This window comes from Reichenbachiella faecimaris, from assembly GCF_900176375.1.
GTDB classification, from domain to species: Bacteria; Bacteroidota; Bacteroidia; order Cytophagales; family Cyclobacteriaceae; genus Reichenbachiella; species Reichenbachiella faecimaris.
This window is the reverse complement of sequence record NZ_FWYF01000001.1, coordinates 1,307,103-1,328,971: the sequence shown is the minus strand read 5'-3', so window position 1 is coordinate 1,328,971 and position 21,869 is coordinate 1,307,103. Positions and strand designations below refer to the sequence as shown.

Sequence of the window (21,869 nt, the reverse complement as noted above, 5' to 3'; positions counted from 1 at the left end):
AGGTTGATTTCACAACCAAAAAGGTTTAGAGATTGTCAATCTCGTGAGGCTTTTCCTCTGGAACCAAGGGCTATTTTAGAGGGTCATCAATCGACCAGCTTGGTAGTCTTTAGATAACCAGAACTGGAGCTGAAATTATCCGGTTCTTTGTATTCTTTGGGTGATTTACCAAATTGACTTTTAAAACATTTGCTGAAGTATTTGGGATCACTAAACCCAACGGCATAAGCGATTTCGGAAATATTCATATCGCTGGTATTGATGTAGGATATGCTCTTTTTAAGACGGATACTTTTTATAAACTCGCTAACCGATAAGCCAGTAATCGCTTTAAGCTTTCTAAGCAAATTGCGTCGGCTCATATTAAAATGGTCACTAAAATCATCCACACTTAGGTTGGCATCATCCAGATTTTCATTAATGACATCTATAGCCTTTTTAAGGAATTTTTGATCTGTTTCCTTTGGTGATAGATTTTGAATATCCAAAGAGGTCGATTGATTGAATTTCTGGATCAGTTGCTCGCGCGTATGCGTTATATTTTTCAGCTTTTGCTGGAGGATTTTGATGTTAAATGGTTTGGTTATATAGTCGTCAGCTCCGGATTTGAAGCCTTCCCACTGTTTTTCTTCACCAGAATAGGCAGTTAACAGCACAATAGGGATGTGATTGGTTTGTTCGTCCTCTTTTAGTTTCTGACACATCATAAACCCATTCATCTCAGGCATCATCACATCACTGATGATCAGGTCAGGAGTGATTTCCAATGCTTTCTCCAATCCCATGACACCATTAGAAGCTTCTGAAACCTGAAAGTCCTGATCCATCGAGTTTCTAATATAGTCTCTGATGTCTGCATTGTCTTCTACAATCAGTAGCATGGGTTTTTCACCCAGTGGTATATCGGATAGCTGATCAAACGGAACCTCACGTTCTTCCGAATATGATTCGGTTTCAGGGATTGAAGACTGTATCATGATCCTATCTTCGACATCTGCGGTCACAATTTCAGAAGCATCCAAATGTCCGCTTCCAATTGGGAAATGGGCTCTAAAACAAGATCCTTGATCAATTTGGCTGGTCAGTTCTATTTTGCCGTGGTGTAGGTCAATATACTGTTTGATGAGTGCCAGTCCAATACCTGAACCTGCCTGATTTAGATTCGAAGCATTATTGGCCTGATAGTAGAGGTCGAAAACTTTAGGCAGTTGATCAGCTGGAATGCCTCTTCCTGTATCTGAAATCGATAATATCATAGCCTTTTCATCTTCGCTCATGGCTAGCTTTACCAGAACATGCCCTTCTGAGGTATACTTGAAAGCATTTGAAAGCAGGTTGGTAAGAATTTTTTCCATTTTTTCCTGATCAAACCACAGGTCATAATGTTGGTATTCGGACTCAAATCTGTATTTGATTCTTTTTCTTTCAGCCATGAACTTAAAAGTGTCAAACACTTCCTGAATACAGCTAATGATGTCATTTTTCTGCGCTTGAAGCTGTATGTTGCCCGATTCTATTTTTCTAAAATCAAGTAACTGGTTGATGAGTCTAAGTAGCTTAAGGGCGTTGCGATGCATCACACCAAATTCTTTCTGAGATCGGTTCTTATTCTCATAGGTCGAAATGAGTTTTTCTAGAGGGCCTATGATCAGCGTAAGGGGTGTTCTTAACTCATGAGAAATATTCGTAAAGAAGCGTAGTTTTAGCTCATTGAGTTCCTGTATTTCCCCTAAGAGGGATTGAATTTTAATAGCCTGTCTTTCGAGTTCGCCATTTTGGTCGATTAATTTCTTGTTGTTGTCAGTGAGCCTGTCGTTCTTTATTCCGATCTCTTCATTTCTGCTTTTCAGCAATTCATTGATGGATCGTATTTCGATAGTTCTTGCTTCAACCTCCTTAGTCAGTTCTTTCTGACGCTGCTTGAGTTGATAAAGTCGAATACGGATGAAAGCAACAATAGTGAATGCAAGAAGGAAAATAGTGGCAAACCTAAACCAGGTAGTTTTCCACCAGGGAGGAGATATGATCACCTCAATGGATTCTCCCGTTTCGTTCCAAATGCCATCATTGTTGGCTGCTTTCACTTTGAAGGTATAGTGCCCAGGGTCTAGATTGGTATAAGTGGCGCTGTTCTGGTTGCCTACATGATTCCAGTTTTTTTCGAACCCTCTCATGATATAGGCATATTGATTTTTCTGCGGTTGCCAGTAATTGAGTGCAGAAAACTCAAACGAGAATACGTTGTGCTTATAGTCCAGATGGATTACTTGAGTTTGGTTGAGGGGCTTTTTTAAAATTTCTGATTCTCCAAATTCCACCTTATTGTTGAATAATCTAAAACCAGTAAATAGTACCTGAGGAACAACCGGATTCAGATGGATTTTTTCGGGATAAAAGAAGTTGAAACCGTTTTGACCACCAAAATAAAGCATCGAACCCTTACCCTTATGACAGGCCATGTCTTTGAAATCATTGCCCTGTAGACCATCTTCTTTAGTATAGGTATGCATCCGAACAGTATCCTGATGTTGCACTGCTGCTTCCATTTTGACCAATCCGCCCATTGTACTTACCCATAAGTTTCTGAATTGATCCTCCAGTATTCCGGTTATACTATTATTAGGGAGTCCACTAGTTTTGTTAAACTCTTTGTATTTGATGGACTTCAGGTCAAAAAAGAATAACCCCTCACGTGTACCTACCCAAATATTACCACGGCTGTCTTCCAATGAGGCAATGGGCGTATTTAAGATCATCCCGAAGGATTTGTCCAGTCGGGAAAAGGTAGAAGTCTCGGAGTCAAACACATCCAAAGTTTTTCCATTCTGAATATAGAATTTGCCATTCGCCCCTTCAAAAATATGAGAAATGAAATTATCAGTAAGACTGGCTGCATTACCTGGCACATGCTTGAAATTATTAAATGTACGTGTGATAGGATTGTATTGACTAATGCCTCCATTCATAGTACCCGCCCAGACTATTCCATTTTTTGCAATACAAATGGAGCTGACGTCTGAGTCGCTTATGCTGTTGGGGTCTTCAGGATCGGGAATAAAATGCTGGAATCGATTGGCCCCTTTGGGTAAATAATCTAATCCACCATCAAATGTGCCCACCCATAAGTTTTGTTCATCATCAAATTCTAAGGCCAATACAGCATTGCTCATTAGGCTTCCTTCGTCCAGATTATCATGTGTGAGTTGCTCAACTTGTTTGGTTTTGGGATTGACTATGTTGATCCCACCGCCATCGGTACCTACATAGATCAAGCCATCTGATGCCTCTGCAATGGACAAAATGCTATTGTTGTTCAATTCATCCTGATCCTGTTTGAAATGCGCAAAAGGTTTGTTCCATCTACTGAAAAAATTCAAACCACCTCCATAGGATCCAATCCAGGTTATCCCGGATTCGGCATCAGAGTAGATGGAATGTATCGAGTTACTGTTAATCCCATTTAACTCCCCCACACGTGGAAGATAAACTGCCAGACTGTGGTCAACAATATTAAGTACATTGAGCCCCCCACCTTCTGTACCAATGAATAGATGTCCATCTCGATCTCCAGTCATGCAGAGTACACTGTTGTGGCTAAGTTTGGTGTGGTTTAGGGTTTCCTCTTCAATCCGCGTAAATGTTTCCTGCTCAGGATGAAAAAGATTGACACTTCCACCCCAGGTTCCTACCCAGATGTTTGAAGCAGCATCCTGATAAATGGAAGTGACATAAGGATGACTAAGGCTGGAGCGATCGCTAGGGTTATGAGAGAAACCAACAAAACGTCCGGTTTCGGCATCGATTTTATAAAGGCCACTGTCAGTACCTACCCATATATTGTCATCCCGATCTTCGTATATGCAGGCTACAATACCACGAATAAATTTCGGCCTGTCCTTGACAAGCATATAATATGGATTGAAATGGTCATTTTCATAATCGTATAGGTCGAGACCTCGGGCAGTGCCTACCCATAATCTTCCTTTCGAATCTTGAGTGATGGCATGTATGCGATCATCACTGATACTGTTGAGCTTTTTTGGGGCATTTCTGTAGGAGACGAAGGTTTCCGTCAGTGGATCGTAACGATTGAGTCCACCGCTATAGGTGCCAATCCACATGTTGCCCTGCTGATCTGATTCTATCGCCTGAATAAAATTGTCACTAATTGTATTGGGGGAGTTTTTGATATTCTTAAATACCTTGAATTCATTCCCGTCATAACGATTGAGCCCGTTGACCGTCCCAACCCATAGATAACCCTGATTATCTTTCTCTATGCATTTGGCCCAGCCATGACTTAGACCTTCTGATACGCCGATATGCGAAAACCTACTGATCTGAGCTTCTGTATTCAAGTAGCATAAGAACAATAAGAGTGTTGGCCATGCAATGCCAACCTTCGAGCGGGAGCCAATTTTTCTCATGTATGTTGCCGGTTACTTGCCTATTTGGTTGGTTAGGTAATAGGACTAAACTTCAATAAACATACAAAAAGTAAGTGTCATATTAAAATTTGAGCTATCAAGGCGCAAACAAATACCTGTCTTTAAAGGCCTATTTTGATGTGTACTGACAGGATTGTCCCAAAATTCCACTTATTGATCACGTATTTCCACCTCTTCAGCTTTCGCAAATCATAACATTGTTTCAGCATTTCGGTCGGGTGATTAACTCACTCCCGTCACCGATCGAATACCAAAACAAAAATTATATAACTAAACATCTATTATTATGAATTTAAAACAATTACCAGGTTATGCAGTGGCGCTAATGCTTTTAGCCTTTACTGTAGTGAGTTGTAGTGACGATGACAATGGCGACGGAACGGAAACTCCCGAACCCATCATTGCGTCATTCAGTTATGCCATTGAGGATTATGACGTTGCCTTTACCAATGAAACGCTTAACGCAGATGATTACAGTTGGGATTTTGGTGATGGCGAGTCTTCATCTGAAGAGAGCCCTTCTCACACCTATGCTGAAGCCGGTGAATACACCGTAGTACTGACGGCCAGTAATTCAGTAGAAGATAAAACAGCCGAAGAAACGATTGTTATAGAAGAAGTTGGTCAGGATCCTATGACCCTCTTAACTGGTGGAAGCAGCAAGACTTGGGTTTTGGCTCCACAAAAAAATGCCGTAAGCTTCGGCAACCCAGCTGGGGTATGGTATGATGGTCTTTCACTTGAAGATACTGCCGTTGAGCTTTGGTGGGGCAATCTCGCTGATCAGGTAGAGGGTAGGTCCTGTCTGTTCGATAACGAATTCACATTTACTTCCGAGGGAGCATTTACTAGAGAGACCAATGGATCGCTTTGGAAGGAATGGAAGGTCTTCGACGAAGTCAGTGGCGAGGGCTGTACTGCCGATGGAGAAGATTTGATTACAAGAATGGAAAATGATGTAACTGCTTGGAGAGACGGTAGTTTTACTTTTGAGCTAGAGACATGGTCTGGTGAGGATACTATCTTTACCTACACTCTCGCTACTGCAGGAGCTGGAGGTTATATCGGTCATTATACTTCAGGGGTTGAGTTCTCTGATTATGACGTGCATGACGAACATAACTATGGCATCCTTTCTATTGCTGAAGATAAAGTAGAACTTATCTCTTGGGGATGGGGCGGTGATGCAATCGATAATGAGATTGATCCAAATACATCTGATAGATGGTACAAAGTGGTACTTGTTCCAAAATCTGAGTAAGGTACTTTCCACACTTACCCACCAAGGGTAAGTGTGGATTTCCGAAAAAAACTATTTGACTTTTTAAACAAGCATGTACATGAGAGACAAGTTTACGCTAAATGAACTTCTCCTAGTGGCTCTTCTGATGTTGGTTTTTTTTAGTGCTCAGGCACAAGAAAAAAGCGTATCGGGACAAGTAACAGGTGAACAAGGTGAAACACTCCCCGGAGTAAGTATCCTGGTAGAAGGGACTACATCTGGCACAGTAACTGATTTTGAAGGAAAGTATTCCCTGTCCCTAATAGAAGGACAAAATATATTGGTTTTCAGTTCGCTGGGTTATAAATCTCAAACCATAGAAATAGGCAGTCGCACAGTGATCAACTTAGCTATGGAAGAAGATATCGAGCAATTGGAAGAAATTGTAGTTATAGGCTATGGCACTCAGCAAAAAAAGGATATTACGGGAGCCATGACTGCCTTAGGAGAGGAAAGTTTCAATAAGGGCGTGGTGTCCAATCCACTAGAAATGATCCAAGGACGAGCTACTGGAGTGCAAATCACACAATCGAGCGGAGCGCCAGGAGCTGCTATATCTGTGAAAATCAGAGGTAATGGTTCGATCAGAAGTAGCAATGATCCATTATATGTAGTGGATGGAGTGCCCCTTTCTGGAGCGGATGTGTCTCCTGCGGGCACTACAGCTGGGGACTTAGGCGGAACCCAGGCCAAAAATCCGCTGAACTTTTTAAACCCAAATGATATTGAAAGCATTGACATTTTGAAGGATGCTTCGGCCACAGCGATTTACGGATCACGTGGAGCAAACGGTGTAGTTATGATTACTACTAAAAGAGGAAAAGCAGGAAGTGCATCAATTAATTATTCTGGGTACGCCAGCCTTTCACAAGTAAGAAAGAAAATAGACGTTCTTTCTGCAAAAGATTGGAGAAGTGCAAGGACACAATTGGCCGCTCAGACAGGCAATTTGAGTTATTTGGAGCACGACTATGGGGCGAGCACAGACTGGCAGGATCAGATATTCAGACCAGCCATTTCTCAAAATCACGGAGTCTCCATATCAGGGGGATCACAAGCCGGCAACTATCGAGCATCTGTTGGGTACATGGATCAGCAAGGGATCATTGAGTCTTCATCTATGAAGAGGATTTCGGCCAGAATCAACTTGAATCAAACATTAATTGAGGATCGATTAAATGTAGGTTTAAATCTGACTGTCTCAAACATAAAGGATCGCAATGCACCCATTGGAGATGGCGGTGGGTTTGGTGGAGATGTGATTTACAACGCCCTGACTGCTAATCCGACATGGCCCGTAAAAAATAACGACGGCTCCTACTATCAGTTTTCTGACACCGAGAGAAACCCTACGGCTATGATTGACCTCATCAATGATCGAACCAAAACCGATCGCGTATTGGGAAACATCACTACCGATTTCAAAATTATTGAAGGGCTTAATTTCCATGTCAATCTGGGAGTAGATAAAACTACCTCAGATCGAGCGATCAACTTTGACAAGGAACTGCTTTTTATGTTGAAAGGCTATGGAGAGATTAGACACAATGAGTCTATCAACTACCTAATGGAAGACTATCTTCAATATGATAAAATAATAGGCGATCATCAATTTTCCATCATGGGTGGTTATTCCTATCAGTATTTCGAAACTTCCTGGCATAGCATGGTGGCACAGGGTTTTGTTACTTCTGCTACCCTTCCCACAGATAATATTGGTTCTACTGACGGTAGTATCATACCAAGTGTGTATTCTGGTGGAACTTTGAGCGAGTTACAATCTTTTTATGGACGAGCGAACTACAACTATAAAGACAAATATTTGGCAACTGCTTCAATTAGGATGGACGGTTCATCAAGATTTGGTCCAGATAATCGCTATGGGTATTTTCCATCAGCAGCGTTGGGTTGGAGAATGTCAGAAGAAGGTTTTTTGGCTGGCAATGGAGTAATTAATAATCTGAAGTTAAGAGTTGGTTATGGAGAAACGGGTAACCAAGAGATTCCTGATTATATCTATGATTTGATCTATGAGAAAGATAATACGACTGGAGGGGTTATAATCAAACAAGTCAAGAACGGAGAGATTCAGTGGGAGTCCACTAGACAGATCAATGTGGGACTAGATTTTGGCCTTTGGGGAGATAGGATTTCAGGGACACTAGATTATTTCAATAGAAAAACAACAGATCTGCTATACTACACGCCTCTGCCAGATCCTACTATTGTACCATTTGGTTGGCAAAACATTGACGCGGTACTGATCAACAAAGGAATAGAAGCTTCGGTCTCTGTCAATTGGTTGAAAAGCTCAGCATGGGATTGGTCCACCACGGTCAATTTTACCATGATCGACAATATAATGGAAGATTTTACGGCTGACAATATTTTAACCGGGCAGCTCAATGGACCTGGATTAACTGCAACACCAGTTCAGGTACTCGAAAACGGCTACCCTTCTCAAACTTTTAAATTGAGAGAGTTTTTAGGCTATGACAGTGAAGGGATTTCCATCTACGCCAACGATGGAGAATTGGCTTATGTAGGTAACCCGTATTCAGATTTTGACTTTAGCATCAACAATGCGGTAAAGTACAAGGCTTTTGATTTTAGCATTTTTATTGATGCCAAAAAAGGAAACTTGGTTTACAACAATACCGCCAATGCCTTGTTCAATAAATCTTCGCTGGGTCAGGCCAAAAACATCACTTATGATGAGCTGAATGCACCAAGGAGTCTGAGCGATGCAGGTACGCCGTCTACTAAATATTTGGAAGACGCCTCTTTCATTCGGTTATCCAATGTCACCTTCGGATGGAATATCCCTAACGAGAAAATTACCTGGATGAATAGCCCGAGAGTATATGTGACAGGACAAAATCTATTTGTAATCACAGACTACAGCGGATACGACCCTGAGGTTAATACCAATAAGGCACTGGAAGGTATTCCTTCGGCAGGTATAGACTACACCTCCTATCCACGACCAACGACTTTGTTGATTGGGTTTAGTGTTAATTTTTAATTAGACGCCTACAACTATGATAAGAACAAATAAAAATATAGCGACAGTTTTGGCTATGGTAGCGCTGTTTTCATGTACCGATTTAGAACCTAAAATTATAAATTTTACTAAAGGGAATGAATACCTGGCTGAATCCGCTGAGGCACTAAGAGAAGACCCTACTTTAACAACTGGTTTTATAGAACCGATTTATACACCATTGTATCAATGGAATGGTGAGCGAAATATATATGCGTTAACTGAATCTTCAACTGATGAAATGGTGACTCCCACCAGAGGGACCGATTGGTACGATAACGGCATCTGGATTGCGATGCACCAGCATACCTGGACCGCAGAAAATTCTATCGTTGCCAATGGATGGAACGATATTTCTCAGGGGGTAGCAAGATGCTATGAGGTATTTACCAATTTGGTCAATATGTCGGCAGACGATATCAATTTCCGAGAAGACCTGAAGCCCTATTTGGCGGAGGTCAGGACGATGCGAGCCTACTATATGTGGCAATACATAGATATGTTTGGTGTTCTTCCATTTTTGAATGATCAGCTTTTTCCAGATGTGATGAATCGTGTAGATGGCACAAATTATATTATCAATGAATTGGAAGAATCTATTCCGGATATGTTTGGCAAAGAAGATGGTGTAGAGGTGGGCAAAGCGGTGAAACAAACAGCTCAGGCTTTGTTGGCCAAGGTATATCTGAATCGCGCCATTTATGAAGGTCGGTCGGTTACAGATGCTGATATGGATCAAGTAATTGCCAATTGCGATGCAGTAATCAACTCAGGTCAATATAGCCTTGGTGCCGACTATTTCGATCTCTTCGAAAACAACAACGACAATAGCTCGGAAACCATCTTGGCGCTACTCAATAGTGGAGAAGTGGGTAGAGGGTTCGATTCACAGGCGCATACATTTATGAGCTTACATTACAATCAATCAGTAAACAATGGCCAACCATGGAATGGTATGTGCGTACCGCCAGAGTTCTTCTATGCCTGGGATACGGATGGGAATAACAGCAACGGTATTCAGACCACAGATACTCGATTCCAAGATGATCGTTATCTGGACGCAACGGGATTGCATTTGGGATTCTTGTATGGACAGCAGGTGGACAGCGATGGCGTAGACCTAGAAGATAGAATTGGCAATCCGCTGATTTTCAATCCTGATTTGGATGACATAACTAAGGCAAAAGAAGCGGATGGGGTGAGAGTAGTGAAATGGGCACCCGATCAGGACGCAGCTATTCCCCAGTGGATGGACAACGATGTGGCGCTGCTGCGATATGCCGATGTGATACTGATGAAAGCTGAAGCCCTTTGGCGTAAAGGAAGCGATGGTGCAGCCCTGACTTTAATCAATCAGGTGAAAACCCAAAGAGGGGCGAATAATATCAGCTCTATCAGCTCGGATGGAAGTGAAATTTTGGCCGAAAGAGGTTACGAATTGTACTGGGAAGGCCATAGACGTACCGACTTAATTCGGTTTGGCAAGTTCACCAGTGGTACTTGGTGGGCCAAAGAAGCAAGTGGAGATTTTAGAAATGTTTATCCTATTCCTGTCACTGCATTGTCAGCCAATGATAAACTGGAACAAAACCCAGGTTACAATTAGGAGAGATTTAATAAAAATGTTCAACCGAATGTCGGGCAAATTTAAGCCAGACGCTTGGGTTGGTATGAATAGAAATATAGAGTTTGATTGATGTGCTCAGGTACATATTAAAGAAGTAATAGTCGTGGGGGCTATTACACCAGAGTGTCTAGCATTTTTGACAATTATGTCTCTGCCTGATCATCAGATTAACATTCAAAAATCTGATACTCTGGCTTTAAAAAAATTATATAAAAATGAATCATATTTTACAATTAGGGCTCACGTTATTGATACTATCATCCTGCAAAGAAGATAACAGTCCCGAACTGGTGTTGCCGTCTGGTGGTATAGAAGAGTTGTCTGCCAAGTCTGTTTCCAAGAGTAACAAGATGCCCGTTTATTTGCACTACATGCCCTGGTTTGAAGCACCTGGAGATTTTTCTGAAGGTTGGGGCATCCATTGGAAGATGTCTACTAAAGACCCCAATGTGATAGGCGATGACGATAAAAGGCAGATTGCATCACACTATTATCCGCTGATTGGACCCTACGACTCGCGAGACCCAGATGTGATCAATTATCACATGCTTTTGATGAAATATGCAGGAGTAGATGGAGTATTGATTAATTGGTATGGGGTTGAGGGAACGAACAGCGATATTCATTCTTTACTCGAAAGCTCAAATGCCATTATAGATCACACTGAATCCACCGGAATGGAGTTTGCAGTGGTCATGGAAGATCGATTTGCCGAAAGCAAAGAAGACACCAAGATCAATGTGACCTATCTCAATTCAAACTATTACAACCATAAACAATACATCGAATTTGATAATCGACCATTGACACTACTTTTTGGTCCGATTACATTTCAAGCTTCTACTACTTGGACTGAGATTTTAGGGGCGTCCTCAGCCAATGAATTGTTTCTACCACTATGGTATAATACAGGCAAGGTGGGTGAGGAAAATGCCGCAGGAGAGTATGCATGGGTGTACCGAGATGGCGTGAGCGGTTTGACCAATTTTTATAATTCTACTACTGCATTAGAGATCAGGGGCGGGGGTGCCTATCCCGGTTTCAACGATTATTATGTAGAAGGTGGCTGGGGAGATCAGATTGGCTGGGAATTAGAAGTTTCTGCTCAAACGCTGGAAGAAACACTGGATTTGGCAACACAAAACAGTGATAAACTGGATTTTTTGCAACTGATCACCTGGAACGATTTCGGGGAGGGCACTTGCATAGAACCGACATTGGAATTTGAGTTTCAGTTCTTAGAAAAAATACAAAAATATACAGGAGTAGCCTACGGCGTAGAAGAGTTGCAACTCATCTATGACTGGTATTTGCTTAGCAAAAACCCCGCTTACAGTTCGGATAAAGAGGCTCTCGACGATTTAAAACAAGCATTTTACTATTTGGTTGCCTTAAAAGTAGATGAGGCAGAAAAACTTATATCGAATTACAAGTAATGAATATCATAGGAATAAAAACATCAGGAAGCACGAAACTACTCTTACTTGTAGGTTTGATTATTGGATTTACGGCTTGTGACAATCAAGAACAGGCTATGAATCATCAGGAAATTGTGCGTTCACCTGACGGACAACTCGAACTGCTGTTTTCATTGGAAAACGGTGTGCCTCATTACGCACTGAATTTAGCTGAACAAAAAATCGTAAGCCCGTCTAGACTTGGTTTTGAGTTTCAGAAAATGAAACCTCTGGCAGATCATTTACAGATTAGAGAGATCAAGAGATCATCTGTAGATGACGAATGGGAAACAGTGTGGGGAGAAAGAAGGGTGGTGAGAAATGCCTATACGCAACTTGAAGTTTCGTTAGTCGAAGAGGAGGGAGATAAGAGATATTTCACACTTTTTTTTAGGGTATTTGATGATGGTTTGGGCTTTCGATATGCCATACCTGAACAGGACGCCATTGATAGTGTAAGAATTATGAATGAACTCACAGCGTTCAATTTTACAGCTGATCATTCTGTATGGTATCAACCTTGTGATACAACTGTGGATTCTTGGGAAAATGGCTATAATAGTTATGAAAGACTTTATGAAAATAAAAAACTGAATTCTGTTTCCACGCTCATACATACACCAGCTACTTTCGAGAGCACTGAGGGTTTTTATTTCAGTATTCACGAGGCCAATTTGACAAATTATGCGTCCATGGTTTTGACCCAGGGAAATCCGAACGGGCTGACTGCAGGTCTAGTCCCTTGGCCTGATGGTGTAAAAGTAAAAACCAAAGTGCCAATGGTCACTCCATGGAGAACGATTCAGGTGAGTAATCGATTGGCAGGACTGGTAGAATCCGATTTGATTCTTAACCTGAATGAACCAAACAAATTGAGCGACGTGTCTTGGATTCAGCCCATGAAATACATCGGTATTTGGTGGGAAATGCACCTGAATAAATCTACTTGGGAAGCCGGACCAAATCATGGGGCAACGACTGAAAATACGGCAAAATATATTGATTTTGCTGCTGATAATGGATTTGGAGGCGTATTGGTAGAAGGTTGGAATCCAGGTTGGGACGTCTGGACTACCAAGCCAAATTTTAGTTTCACAGAGTCATATCCAGACTTCAATCTTCCCTGGCTGGCTGCTTATGCCCAAAAAAAAGGAGTAAATATCATTGGACATCATGAAACAAGTGGTGACGCACTGGCTTATGAAAAGCAAATGTCGGATGCTTATGGTATGCTGCAGGACAACGGCATCCATTCGGTGAAAACAGGATATGTGGGCTACGTAAAGCCCGAAGGACAAAATCATCATGGCCAATGGATGATCAATCACTATCGAAGAGTTGTGGAGCTGGCAGCCCAAAACAAGGTGTGTATAGTCGCTCATGAACCGATCAAACCTACAGGCATCAGAAGGACCTATCCCAATATGCTGAGCAGGGAGGCCGTTCGGGGTATGGAGTATAATGCCTGGAGTACAGGAAATCCTCCAGAACATACCACAGTGCTGCCGTTTACGATGTTGCTCGCTGGGCCTTTGGACTATACCCCTGGTATATTCCAAACAGATTTGGATGCTTACAGAAAGGGAAATAGCACGCACAGTACGCTGGCTAATCAGCTGGCATTGTATGTGACGATCTATAGTCCGGTACAGATGGCTGCGGATCTACCTGAGCACTATATGAACAATCCTGCCTTTCAGTTTGTCCAAGACGTAGTCACCGATTGGGAGGATAGCAAGCTTTTGGATGGTAAGATTGGCGATTATGTGGCCATTGCTAGAAAAGCAAGAGGAAGTGAAGATTGGTTTGTCGGGGCAGTCACTGATGAGAATGAGAGAGAACTGAATATTAATCTGGATTTTCTGAAGGCCGGAGAGAAGTACCTGGCACAGATATATGCAGATGGAGATAATGCTCATTACGAGACTAACCCCATGACAGTAAAGATTGATAGTTTTTTGGTAGATAATACCAGTAATTTGAATATGAAACTAGCCGCTGGTGGCGGTCAGGCGGTTAGATTAAAAATCGCCAGTCCACAGCTCGCCAATGGCAAGCATGTGGCATCTTTTTGACAAGGTGCTAATAAATTTGTTGAATGAAGACGGCCAGCTTTGTTCAAGAGTGATTCTTATGTGAATGGGTTTTGTTGTGAGAGGGGATAATTTTTATAGATTTTTGTCCCCTCTTTTTTTTCAAGCCCCAATGACCAACCCCCACACTCCCCACACCTTTGATGCAGGAGCATCAAAGTATTCTTATCATTTTAACAAAACATGACTATGAAAAACGAATGTTTACAAAAATGGCGAAGGAGTGTAACCTCAATATTCGGACTAGTCAGTCTGGTATTAATGACTTACAACACTTTCGCTCAGGGTGATGGGCTCCCACGAGGAGCTTATCAAATGCCGTACACCAGGTACGAATCTGATGATACCAATCAGTCGCAAGCACAAGCTCGAACGGATTATGAATTTCTTCCGGACGTGGCAGCCGCCGAGGCATCAGGCCAACATTATTTGGCTTTGTCGTCGGACGGCGATTACGTGCAATGGACGGTGAATGAGTTCGCCGATGGGGTGACACTGAGGTTTACCATTCCTGACAATGCTAGTGGCCTAGGCAATCAAGGTGATTTGAATGTATATGTCAATGGCAGTTTGGATCAAACGATCACGCTAAACTCCTATTGGGCTTTTCATTACCTAAATAAATTCCAAGGGGCTCAAGGTGGTAATGTCCCAAATGCAGGGTTCACTGAAGTTCGAATGTATTTTGATGATATCAACTTCAAGTTGAACACACCACTTTCTCCTGGTAGTAGCATTCGACTGGAAAAGACTGGTGGAAATGGCTTCGAGTATGGGATTGATTTCATTGAAATCGAGCAAATTGAACCAGTAAAAGGTGCTCCGGCAAATTCACTTTCAGTTACAGATGCGCCATACAATGCCAATGGAAATGATACAATAGACGACCTGGCTGCATTTCATGCGTGTTTGGCCGATGCCAACGCACAGGGTAAGAATATGTATATACCCGCTGGTAAGTATTATCTCGATGGTCAATTTCGATTAAACGCCAGTAATATCACGGTGCAAGGTGCCGGTATTTGGCATACAGAGCTCTTCTTTTCTTCTGACCTGGCTTTTTCCGGAGGTGTAAAAGCCCGTGCGGATAATTTAGAATTTTCTGATGTCCATGTTACGACCAACAACAACGATCGCTTTTGTCCGGATAACGAGAGGATACCTGGATGGAACGAACCTTATAAAGGATACAAAGGTATTTTTGGAACATGGGGAAGCAACAGTGTAGTTAAAGATGTATGGGTAGAGCATTTCGAAACGGGCATGTGGTTCGCGGATTATGACTTTGCTGTTGAAGGCGCTCCACAAGATATCACTGAGTACCTGTTGATCACAAATGCCAGAATTAGAAACAATTATGCTGATGGTGTCAACTTCGCTGAAGGAAGCAACCATTGTACTGTCGAGCATACTAACATAAGAAATAGTGGTGACGATGGATTTGCCGTTTGGTCTTCAGACAACTGGGGGCACGGTATTCCTGGTACGCACAACACACTGCAATTTAGTACGGTAGAAAATGTTTGGAGAGCAGGAGGCGTTGCATTTCATGGTGCAGATGGTCATGGCGTGAATCATGTGCTTATTAGAGACGGTCGGGGTTGTGCTGGTATTCGTTTTACAGATACCTTCCCAGGGTTTAAATTCCTCCAGAATAACCAGTCCGTAATGAGTAACATTACCATCATCAATCATGGTACTACGTATGATCTGTTCAATGAAGAGATTGGTGCTATATATCTTTCAGGTGCTGTAGGGCTTTGGAATGTATACTGGGAGGATATCGATATCATCGATTCTCAAAGGCATGCGATCACATTGGAAGGGGGGCCTTACCAGAATATAGAATTCCATTCATTAAAAGTGGATGGGACAGGACTTGATCCCTATGACCATAACACAGTAGTTTTTACCGATGGAGGAACTGGTATTGCAGCAAGTGCCAGTGGACAAATAGATTTGTATAATCCCCAATGGATAAGCTGGGAAACACAAGACAGTATTATTACGACTGGAAATTTAGTTGTCAACACCTTTTTCACCGAACCCATAGGGGTAATTTCAGTCGATATGCCTGATGGGCCATTAGACATGGTTATTGGTGAAATCACCAGCCTTACACCAACGTTTGTTCCCCAGAATGCATCAAACAAAACGGTAGCTTATACCAATAGCAATCCTTCGGTTGGTACGCTGAATGAAATAACTGGAGCCTTTGAAGCAACAGGTGTGGGGCAGACGGTAATCACAGTTACTACAGATGACGGAAATCATACCGATCAAGTGACCATCAATGTATCTGCGGCAGTAAACATAGAAGCCACAGATGCTGCTGCCGCTGAAGCTGGAGATACCGGAACATTTACGATCTCAATCTCTGATGTAGCTCAGTCGATCAGTGTAGGATATACAATATCTGGCTCAGCCACTTCAGGTAGTGATTATACCAGTACACCAGCGTTATCCGGCAGTGTTACTTTAAGTCCTGGCAACCTCACTCAAGTTATCACAGTTTCGCCCATAGATGATTCTGAATTTGAAGGTGTGGAAACGCTAACATTGACTTTGCAACCTGGGTCTGGGTATCAGCTCGGCGGAACTACAGCAGCGACCATTTCCATTTCAGATAATGAAAACCCTCCTTGTCTAGGATCTGTAATTGGTCTGACAGCCAGTGCACCAGCCAATGATACCAATATCGAGGCATCTTGGAGCGAAGTGCCTGTGAGCAGTATATCCAATACCAATGTAGGAAGTGTACAAGGTGACTATTCTGGCCAATGGAGAGCCATGTACGACAATCAAGCACTTTATGTATTGGTAGAAGTGCAAGATACTGATCTGAACAATGATTCAGGGTCAGAATGGTGGAACGATGACGTGGTCAATGTTTTCATCGATGGGAATAACAGCAAAGGAAGTAGCTACGATGGTTTGAATGACTTTCAACTCGGCTTTAGATGGAATGATGCTAATGTCAACCTGGGAGGAAATTCTGTTCAGAATGCTTCAGGTATTTCATTTAATATGTTTGCTACTGCTGGGGGTTATGCTTTGAAAGCGGCTATTCCATGGTCGACCATTGGTGTATCTCCTACTTTGGGTAATCAAATCGGCTTTGACATTGCTGTTGATGATGATGATAATGGAGGTACCAGAGAAGCACAAACCTCTAGTTTCGCTACCACAGAAATGGGGTGGGCTCAGCCTGTATTGTTCGGGTCAGTATATCTGACTACCTGCGAGGCAATTATTCCTACCACTCCTATAATTACGAGCCCCCTGTCAATAACCAGAAAAGACGGTGAGGCGATCAATTATACGATTACTGCCTCTAATTTTCCAGAGAGCTTTAGTGCTACAGGCTTACCACAGGGGATCACCTTAAATACGAGTACAGGTCAATTGAATGGTACGTTGAGCGTAGTAGAAACCGTTTCAGCTTCAATTACGGCATCCAACTCAGCAGGGTCTGATACAGAGACTTTGGAAATCATTGTCAATCCAGAACCAGCTACAGGTGTCACGCTTTCAGAGGCAGCTGTCAACCTGACTATACCAAATACCCATCAGTTGACAGCAACCGTGTTGCCGACTACTGCGACCAATCAAAACGTTACTTGGTCGAGTGATGATGCAGCGGCTACAGTAGATGCCAATGGTTTAGTTACTGCAGTGTCTTCTGGTACGGCTACAATTACCGCAACAACTGTGGACGGAGGATATACGGCTACAACAGTATTCACGGTTATTGCTCCTGGTGAGCAACCTCCAGTATCAAATCCAGGAATGGGGCAGTCAATTTCACTCCCTACAAATAGCACCACCCTAGATGGGTCGGGAAGCTATGATCCTGATGGCACGATCGTTACATACCTTTGGGTACAGGTGAGTGGGCCAGGTACCGCCACATTGAGCGGTCAGAATACAAGCACGCTGGCGGCGAGCAATTTGATTGAAGGGCTGTACATTTTTGAACTGACAGTAACAGATGACAATAATATCTCGGATGCCGAAACAGTAAGTGTCAATGTAATTCCGGAGTCGGTTTTTCCTGCTGATCGTGGGTATTATGATGCGCCATATACCAGGTACGAATCGGAAAGTGGCAGTATTGGTGGAGGTGCAGCCGTAAACGGACCTACTTACGATATGGCTTTATTAGCCTCAGAGGCAACGGATAGAAAGTTCGTAAACCTTCCGTCCAATGGCAGTTATGTAGAGTGGACGGTTAGCGGCACGTCGCAGGATGGACTGACGTTGCGATACTCCATTCCTGATAATGCAAGTGGTACTTTGGCCCTTTACGTAAATGGCTCCAAGGTTCAAGACATAGCACTCAGCTCTTATTGGTCATGGCAGTACTTCGATGTTTCTCCATCTACTCAAGGGGTTCCATCTAATACAAACAATGGGCCAACTTATGAAGCACGCATGAGGTTTGATGAGTTGCACTTTCAACTATCCAATGCAGTCAATGCCGGTGATGTCATCAGGCTACAAAAGGAGACCAATGATGGCGTAGCCTATGGAGTGGATTTTATCGAACTGGAAACTGTTCCGGCACCGATATCCGCACCAACAGGGTATCTAAATATTATGGATTATGGTGCGACCCCAAATGATCAAACCAATGATGCACTAGCCATTAGGAATGCATTGGATATTGCTAACGGCGATCCTAGTATTCAGGGAATTTACATTCCGGCTGGTCGATTTATAAATGGTCAGGGAAGTGGTTCCCCTACAGGTAATCTATGGGTAGGTAATGACGGATTGGCTATACAGGGTGCCGGAATGTGGCATACAGAGTTATATTTTAGCAGTACAGGCCAGAACGGTGCAGGCTTTCTTTTTGATGCCAATAACATCCAGTTGAGTGATATATACTTAAACAGTGCCACCAACACCAGAACACCTGGCAACAAGGCCATCAATGGTAGCCTGGGTTCTAATTCAACCATTAACAATGTTTGGGCTGAGCACTTCGAAACTGGATTTTGGATAAGTTCTATGAATAATGGTGGATGGAATGTTACCGATGGTTTAGTCATTAGCAATTGCAGGATTAGAAACGTCTATGCGGATGGAGTAAATCTGGCTAAAGGAACATCTAATACAACGGTGGAACACACTAGTTTTAGAAACTGTATAGATGATGCAATGGCGACCTGGTCAGTCAACTTTCTGGAAGCAGTACCTCCTACAGCTTGTCACGGAAATGTTTTCCGGTACAGCACAGTCGAGAATAACTTGCGGGCCGCGGGTCTTGGGTTCTTTGGAGGTCACAGTCATGAAGCTCATCATTTATTGATCAAGGACAATTTTGCTGGTCCTGGTATTAGACTCAATACGCAGTTTCCGGCATTTCCATTCGGATCAAATGCATCTGAGACGATTAATATTCATGATGTTACCGTAATTGGTTGTGGAACCACGAAGAACATTTGGACTTACCGCTTCGGGGCTGTTGAGTTGGAATTGCCAACACCAACACAAGGAACGGCCTATGATTTACGATTTGTAAATTTTTCAGATATTGACATTATAGATTCTCAACATGATGCCGTATTTGTGCATTCTTATATGGCTTCGCAAAACAACAATGTCATTGATGAGATATATTTCAATAATGTGAACATCAATGGCACAGGGGTGGCCTTAGATGTCAATAACGGCCCGTTATATCCTACAGCCGAAGGCGAGTCTGGCGGCCATGGTATCTATGTGGCTAATTTCTCTAGCAACAATACTTTTGATGGGTGGATGGAACTTTCTGGTTCTACTTTCGCAAATATTGCAGGAGAGGACGTTGCCTTTTTTAATAATAATGGTGATTTCGAAGTCAGGTTTGGTGAGACTGCTGCCGTTACTGGTGTAACTGTTTCGCCGACAACATTGTCGCTTGAACCGGGTCAGACGCAGCAACTATCCGAAACTGTAGCTCCCGTCAATGCCAGCAACAAAAATGTCACTTGGGCTTCCAGCAATGCTGGAGTAGCTTCAGTAAGCGCAACAGGACTGGTTACGGCTAATGGTGATGGTAATGCTACGATTACGGTGACAACAGTTGATGGTGGGTTTACTGCTACAACCAGCGTTACGGTATCTACAGTAGTGGTACCTGTCACGGGAGTGTCAGTATCACCGACTTCGATTACGCTGGATGAAGGTGCAACACAGCAGTTGTCTGTCACTATTTCACCAGCCAATGCCAGCAATCAGAGCGTAACCTGGAGTAGCAATAATACATCTGTGGCTTCAGTGAATGCCAGTGGTTTGGTGACGGCTAATAATGCAGGCACCGCGACAATTACTGTGACTACTACGGACGGAGGGTTTACGGCCGTTTCTAACATTATCGTAGAAGAGATCGTCATACCTACTCAATCACCATACTCAGGTACACCTATTAGTTTGCCTGGCACGGTGGAAGTCGAAAACTTCGATCATGGCGGAGAAGGTGTTGCCTACCATGATACGAATACTGCCAATGATGGTGGTCAGTATAGAACGGGTGAGGGCGTTGATATAGAAGCATGTAGCGACGGTGGCTATAATGTTGGTTGGACTGGTGCCGGCGAATGGTTAGAATATACGGTGAATGTGGCTTCCGCAGGAACCTATGATTTTGAGTTCCGTGTGGCTTCCACTATGGACGCTGGTACATTTCACGTAGAAATGAATGGATCGAATGTGACAGGGACTGTGACAAGTGTCAATACTGGCGCGTGGCAAACTTGGACTAGTGTTTATGCCAATGACGTTTCATTAAATGCAGGCGAGCAGATCATGCGCATTGCACTAGATAATCCGAATCATAACCTAGACAAAGTGATCATTACTGCGGCGGGGTCTGGCACGGTCAATGTAACTGGTGTTGGCGTAAGCCCCACTTCCGTTAGTTTGGGCATAGGTAATACACAGCAATTGACAGCTACTATTTCTCCAGCCAATGCCACCAATCAGAATGTGACTTGGGGCTCAAACAACAGCTCAATAGCTACAGTAAACGGTGCTGGTTTGGTGACTGCTGTTTCTGCGGGTACGGCTACGATCACGGTTACTTCTGTAGATGGTGGGTATACTGCCAATAGCACTGTAACCGTGACTGGCGGCGGGTCTGCCTCAGGCTATCATATTAGAAATGTATGGCAAAATTCATATTTAACAGACGGTGGAGGCAACGTGACTTATGGTGCGAGTCCGTCTGGTGATAGTTATGTTTGGATTTTAGAAGATGTAGGTGGTGGAAATGTGGAAATCAAAAATGCATCCACAGGTGAGTACATGCATATTGAAAATCTGACAGGTTCTGTGCAGTGCACGTCAAGGACTTTTGGTTGGTACAGTTCACGATGGGCAATAGAAGATGCAGGTAGTGGCGAAAGCCGTATTCGTAATGCATGGCAGTCCAATAATTACATTCATGTAGAGAATTTGACTGGCAATGCACAGCACGGTACCATCTATACTGCCTGGGCTAGTGCCAAATGGGTATTGGAATCTACTGGTGGCGCAAGAATCTTGGTCGATAATCAGGATAAGATGCAATCAGAATTTGTGAATCAGGAAATTCTGATTTATCCCAACCCAGTCATTAATGGTGAGTTGAAGATTGATTTGGTTTCAGGATTAGAAAAGGTTCAGATCAGTGTTTCTGATCTGTCTGGTAAGATGATACTGAACAACCGTTTTGACGGTCAAGAAAAAGTTTTGATTTCAACCGATGGTTGGGTGAAGGGACTTTATCTGATCCGTATCGAATCTGATAGCTTACACCATACGCAAAAAATAAGTATTCAGTAATAGCTAATTTTAAATAAAAAAGGAGGGTCAGTAATGATCCTCCTTTTTTTATGCCTAAGTGCTCCAAAACACTATTCAAGGACATGCTGAATCATACATGTCTCAATTTT

General features: G+C 42.8%; 7 protein-coding genes. 6 read left to right on the top strand and 1 reads right to left on the bottom strand.

The genetic code is table 11. The features are described 5' to 3' along the window. Nucleotides 1-86: 86 nt before the first annotated feature. The gene (locus B9A58_RS05565) at nt 87-4,427 is read right to left on the bottom strand and encodes a hybrid sensor histidine kinase/response regulator transcription factor (protein ID WP_084371420.1); all 4,341 of its coding nucleotides are present in this window, start codon (nt 4,425-4,427) and stop codon (nt 87-89) included. A 307-nt stretch (nt 4,428-4,734) separates the two neighbouring features. Here B9A58_RS05565 and B9A58_RS05560 point away from each other — a divergent pair, with 307 nt between their 5' ends. The 6 genes from B9A58_RS05560 (at nt 4,735) to B9A58_RS05535 (ending at nt 21,759) form a co-directional block, all read left to right on the top strand. Continuing rightward, entirely contained in the window at nt 4,735-5,709 is a 975-nt protein-coding gene (locus B9A58_RS05560) for a PKD domain-containing protein (protein ID WP_084371419.1), read from the top strand. 79 nt (nt 5,710-5,788) lie between these two features. Next, entirely contained in the window at nt 5,789-8,755 is a 2,967-nt protein-coding gene (locus tag B9A58_RS05555) for a SusC/RagA family TonB-linked outer membrane protein (RefSeq protein ID WP_176214680.1), read from the top strand. Nucleotides 8,756-8,771: 16 nt separating this feature from the next. Continuing rightward, a complete protein-coding gene (locus B9A58_RS05550; protein ID WP_084371417.1) occupies nt 8,772-10,379 on the top strand; it encodes a RagB/SusD family nutrient uptake outer membrane protein in 1,608 nt (535 codons plus the stop codon). A 236-nt stretch (nt 10,380-10,615) separates the two neighbouring features. Beyond that, nucleotides 10,616-11,836 carry a glycoside hydrolase family 99 protein gene (locus tag B9A58_RS05545; RefSeq protein WP_084371416.1) on the top strand — a complete coding sequence of 407 codons (1,221 nt, stop codon included), beginning with the start codon at nt 10,616-10,618 and terminating at the stop codon, nt 11,834-11,836. Then, the gene (locus B9A58_RS05540; protein WP_221407816.1) at nt 11,836-13,932 is read left to right on the top strand and encodes a glycoside hydrolase family 97 protein; all 2,097 of its coding nucleotides are present in this window, start codon (nt 11,836-11,838) and stop codon (nt 13,930-13,932) included. The genes B9A58_RS05545 and B9A58_RS05540 overlap by 1 nt, the downstream gene beginning before the upstream one ends. Before the next feature lie 207 nt (nt 13,933-14,139). Then, a complete protein-coding gene (locus tag B9A58_RS05535) occupies nt 14,140-21,759 on the top strand; it encodes an Ig-like domain-containing protein (RefSeq protein WP_176214679.1) in 7,620 nt (2,539 codons plus the stop codon). Nucleotides 21,760-21,869 lie beyond the last annotated feature (110 nt).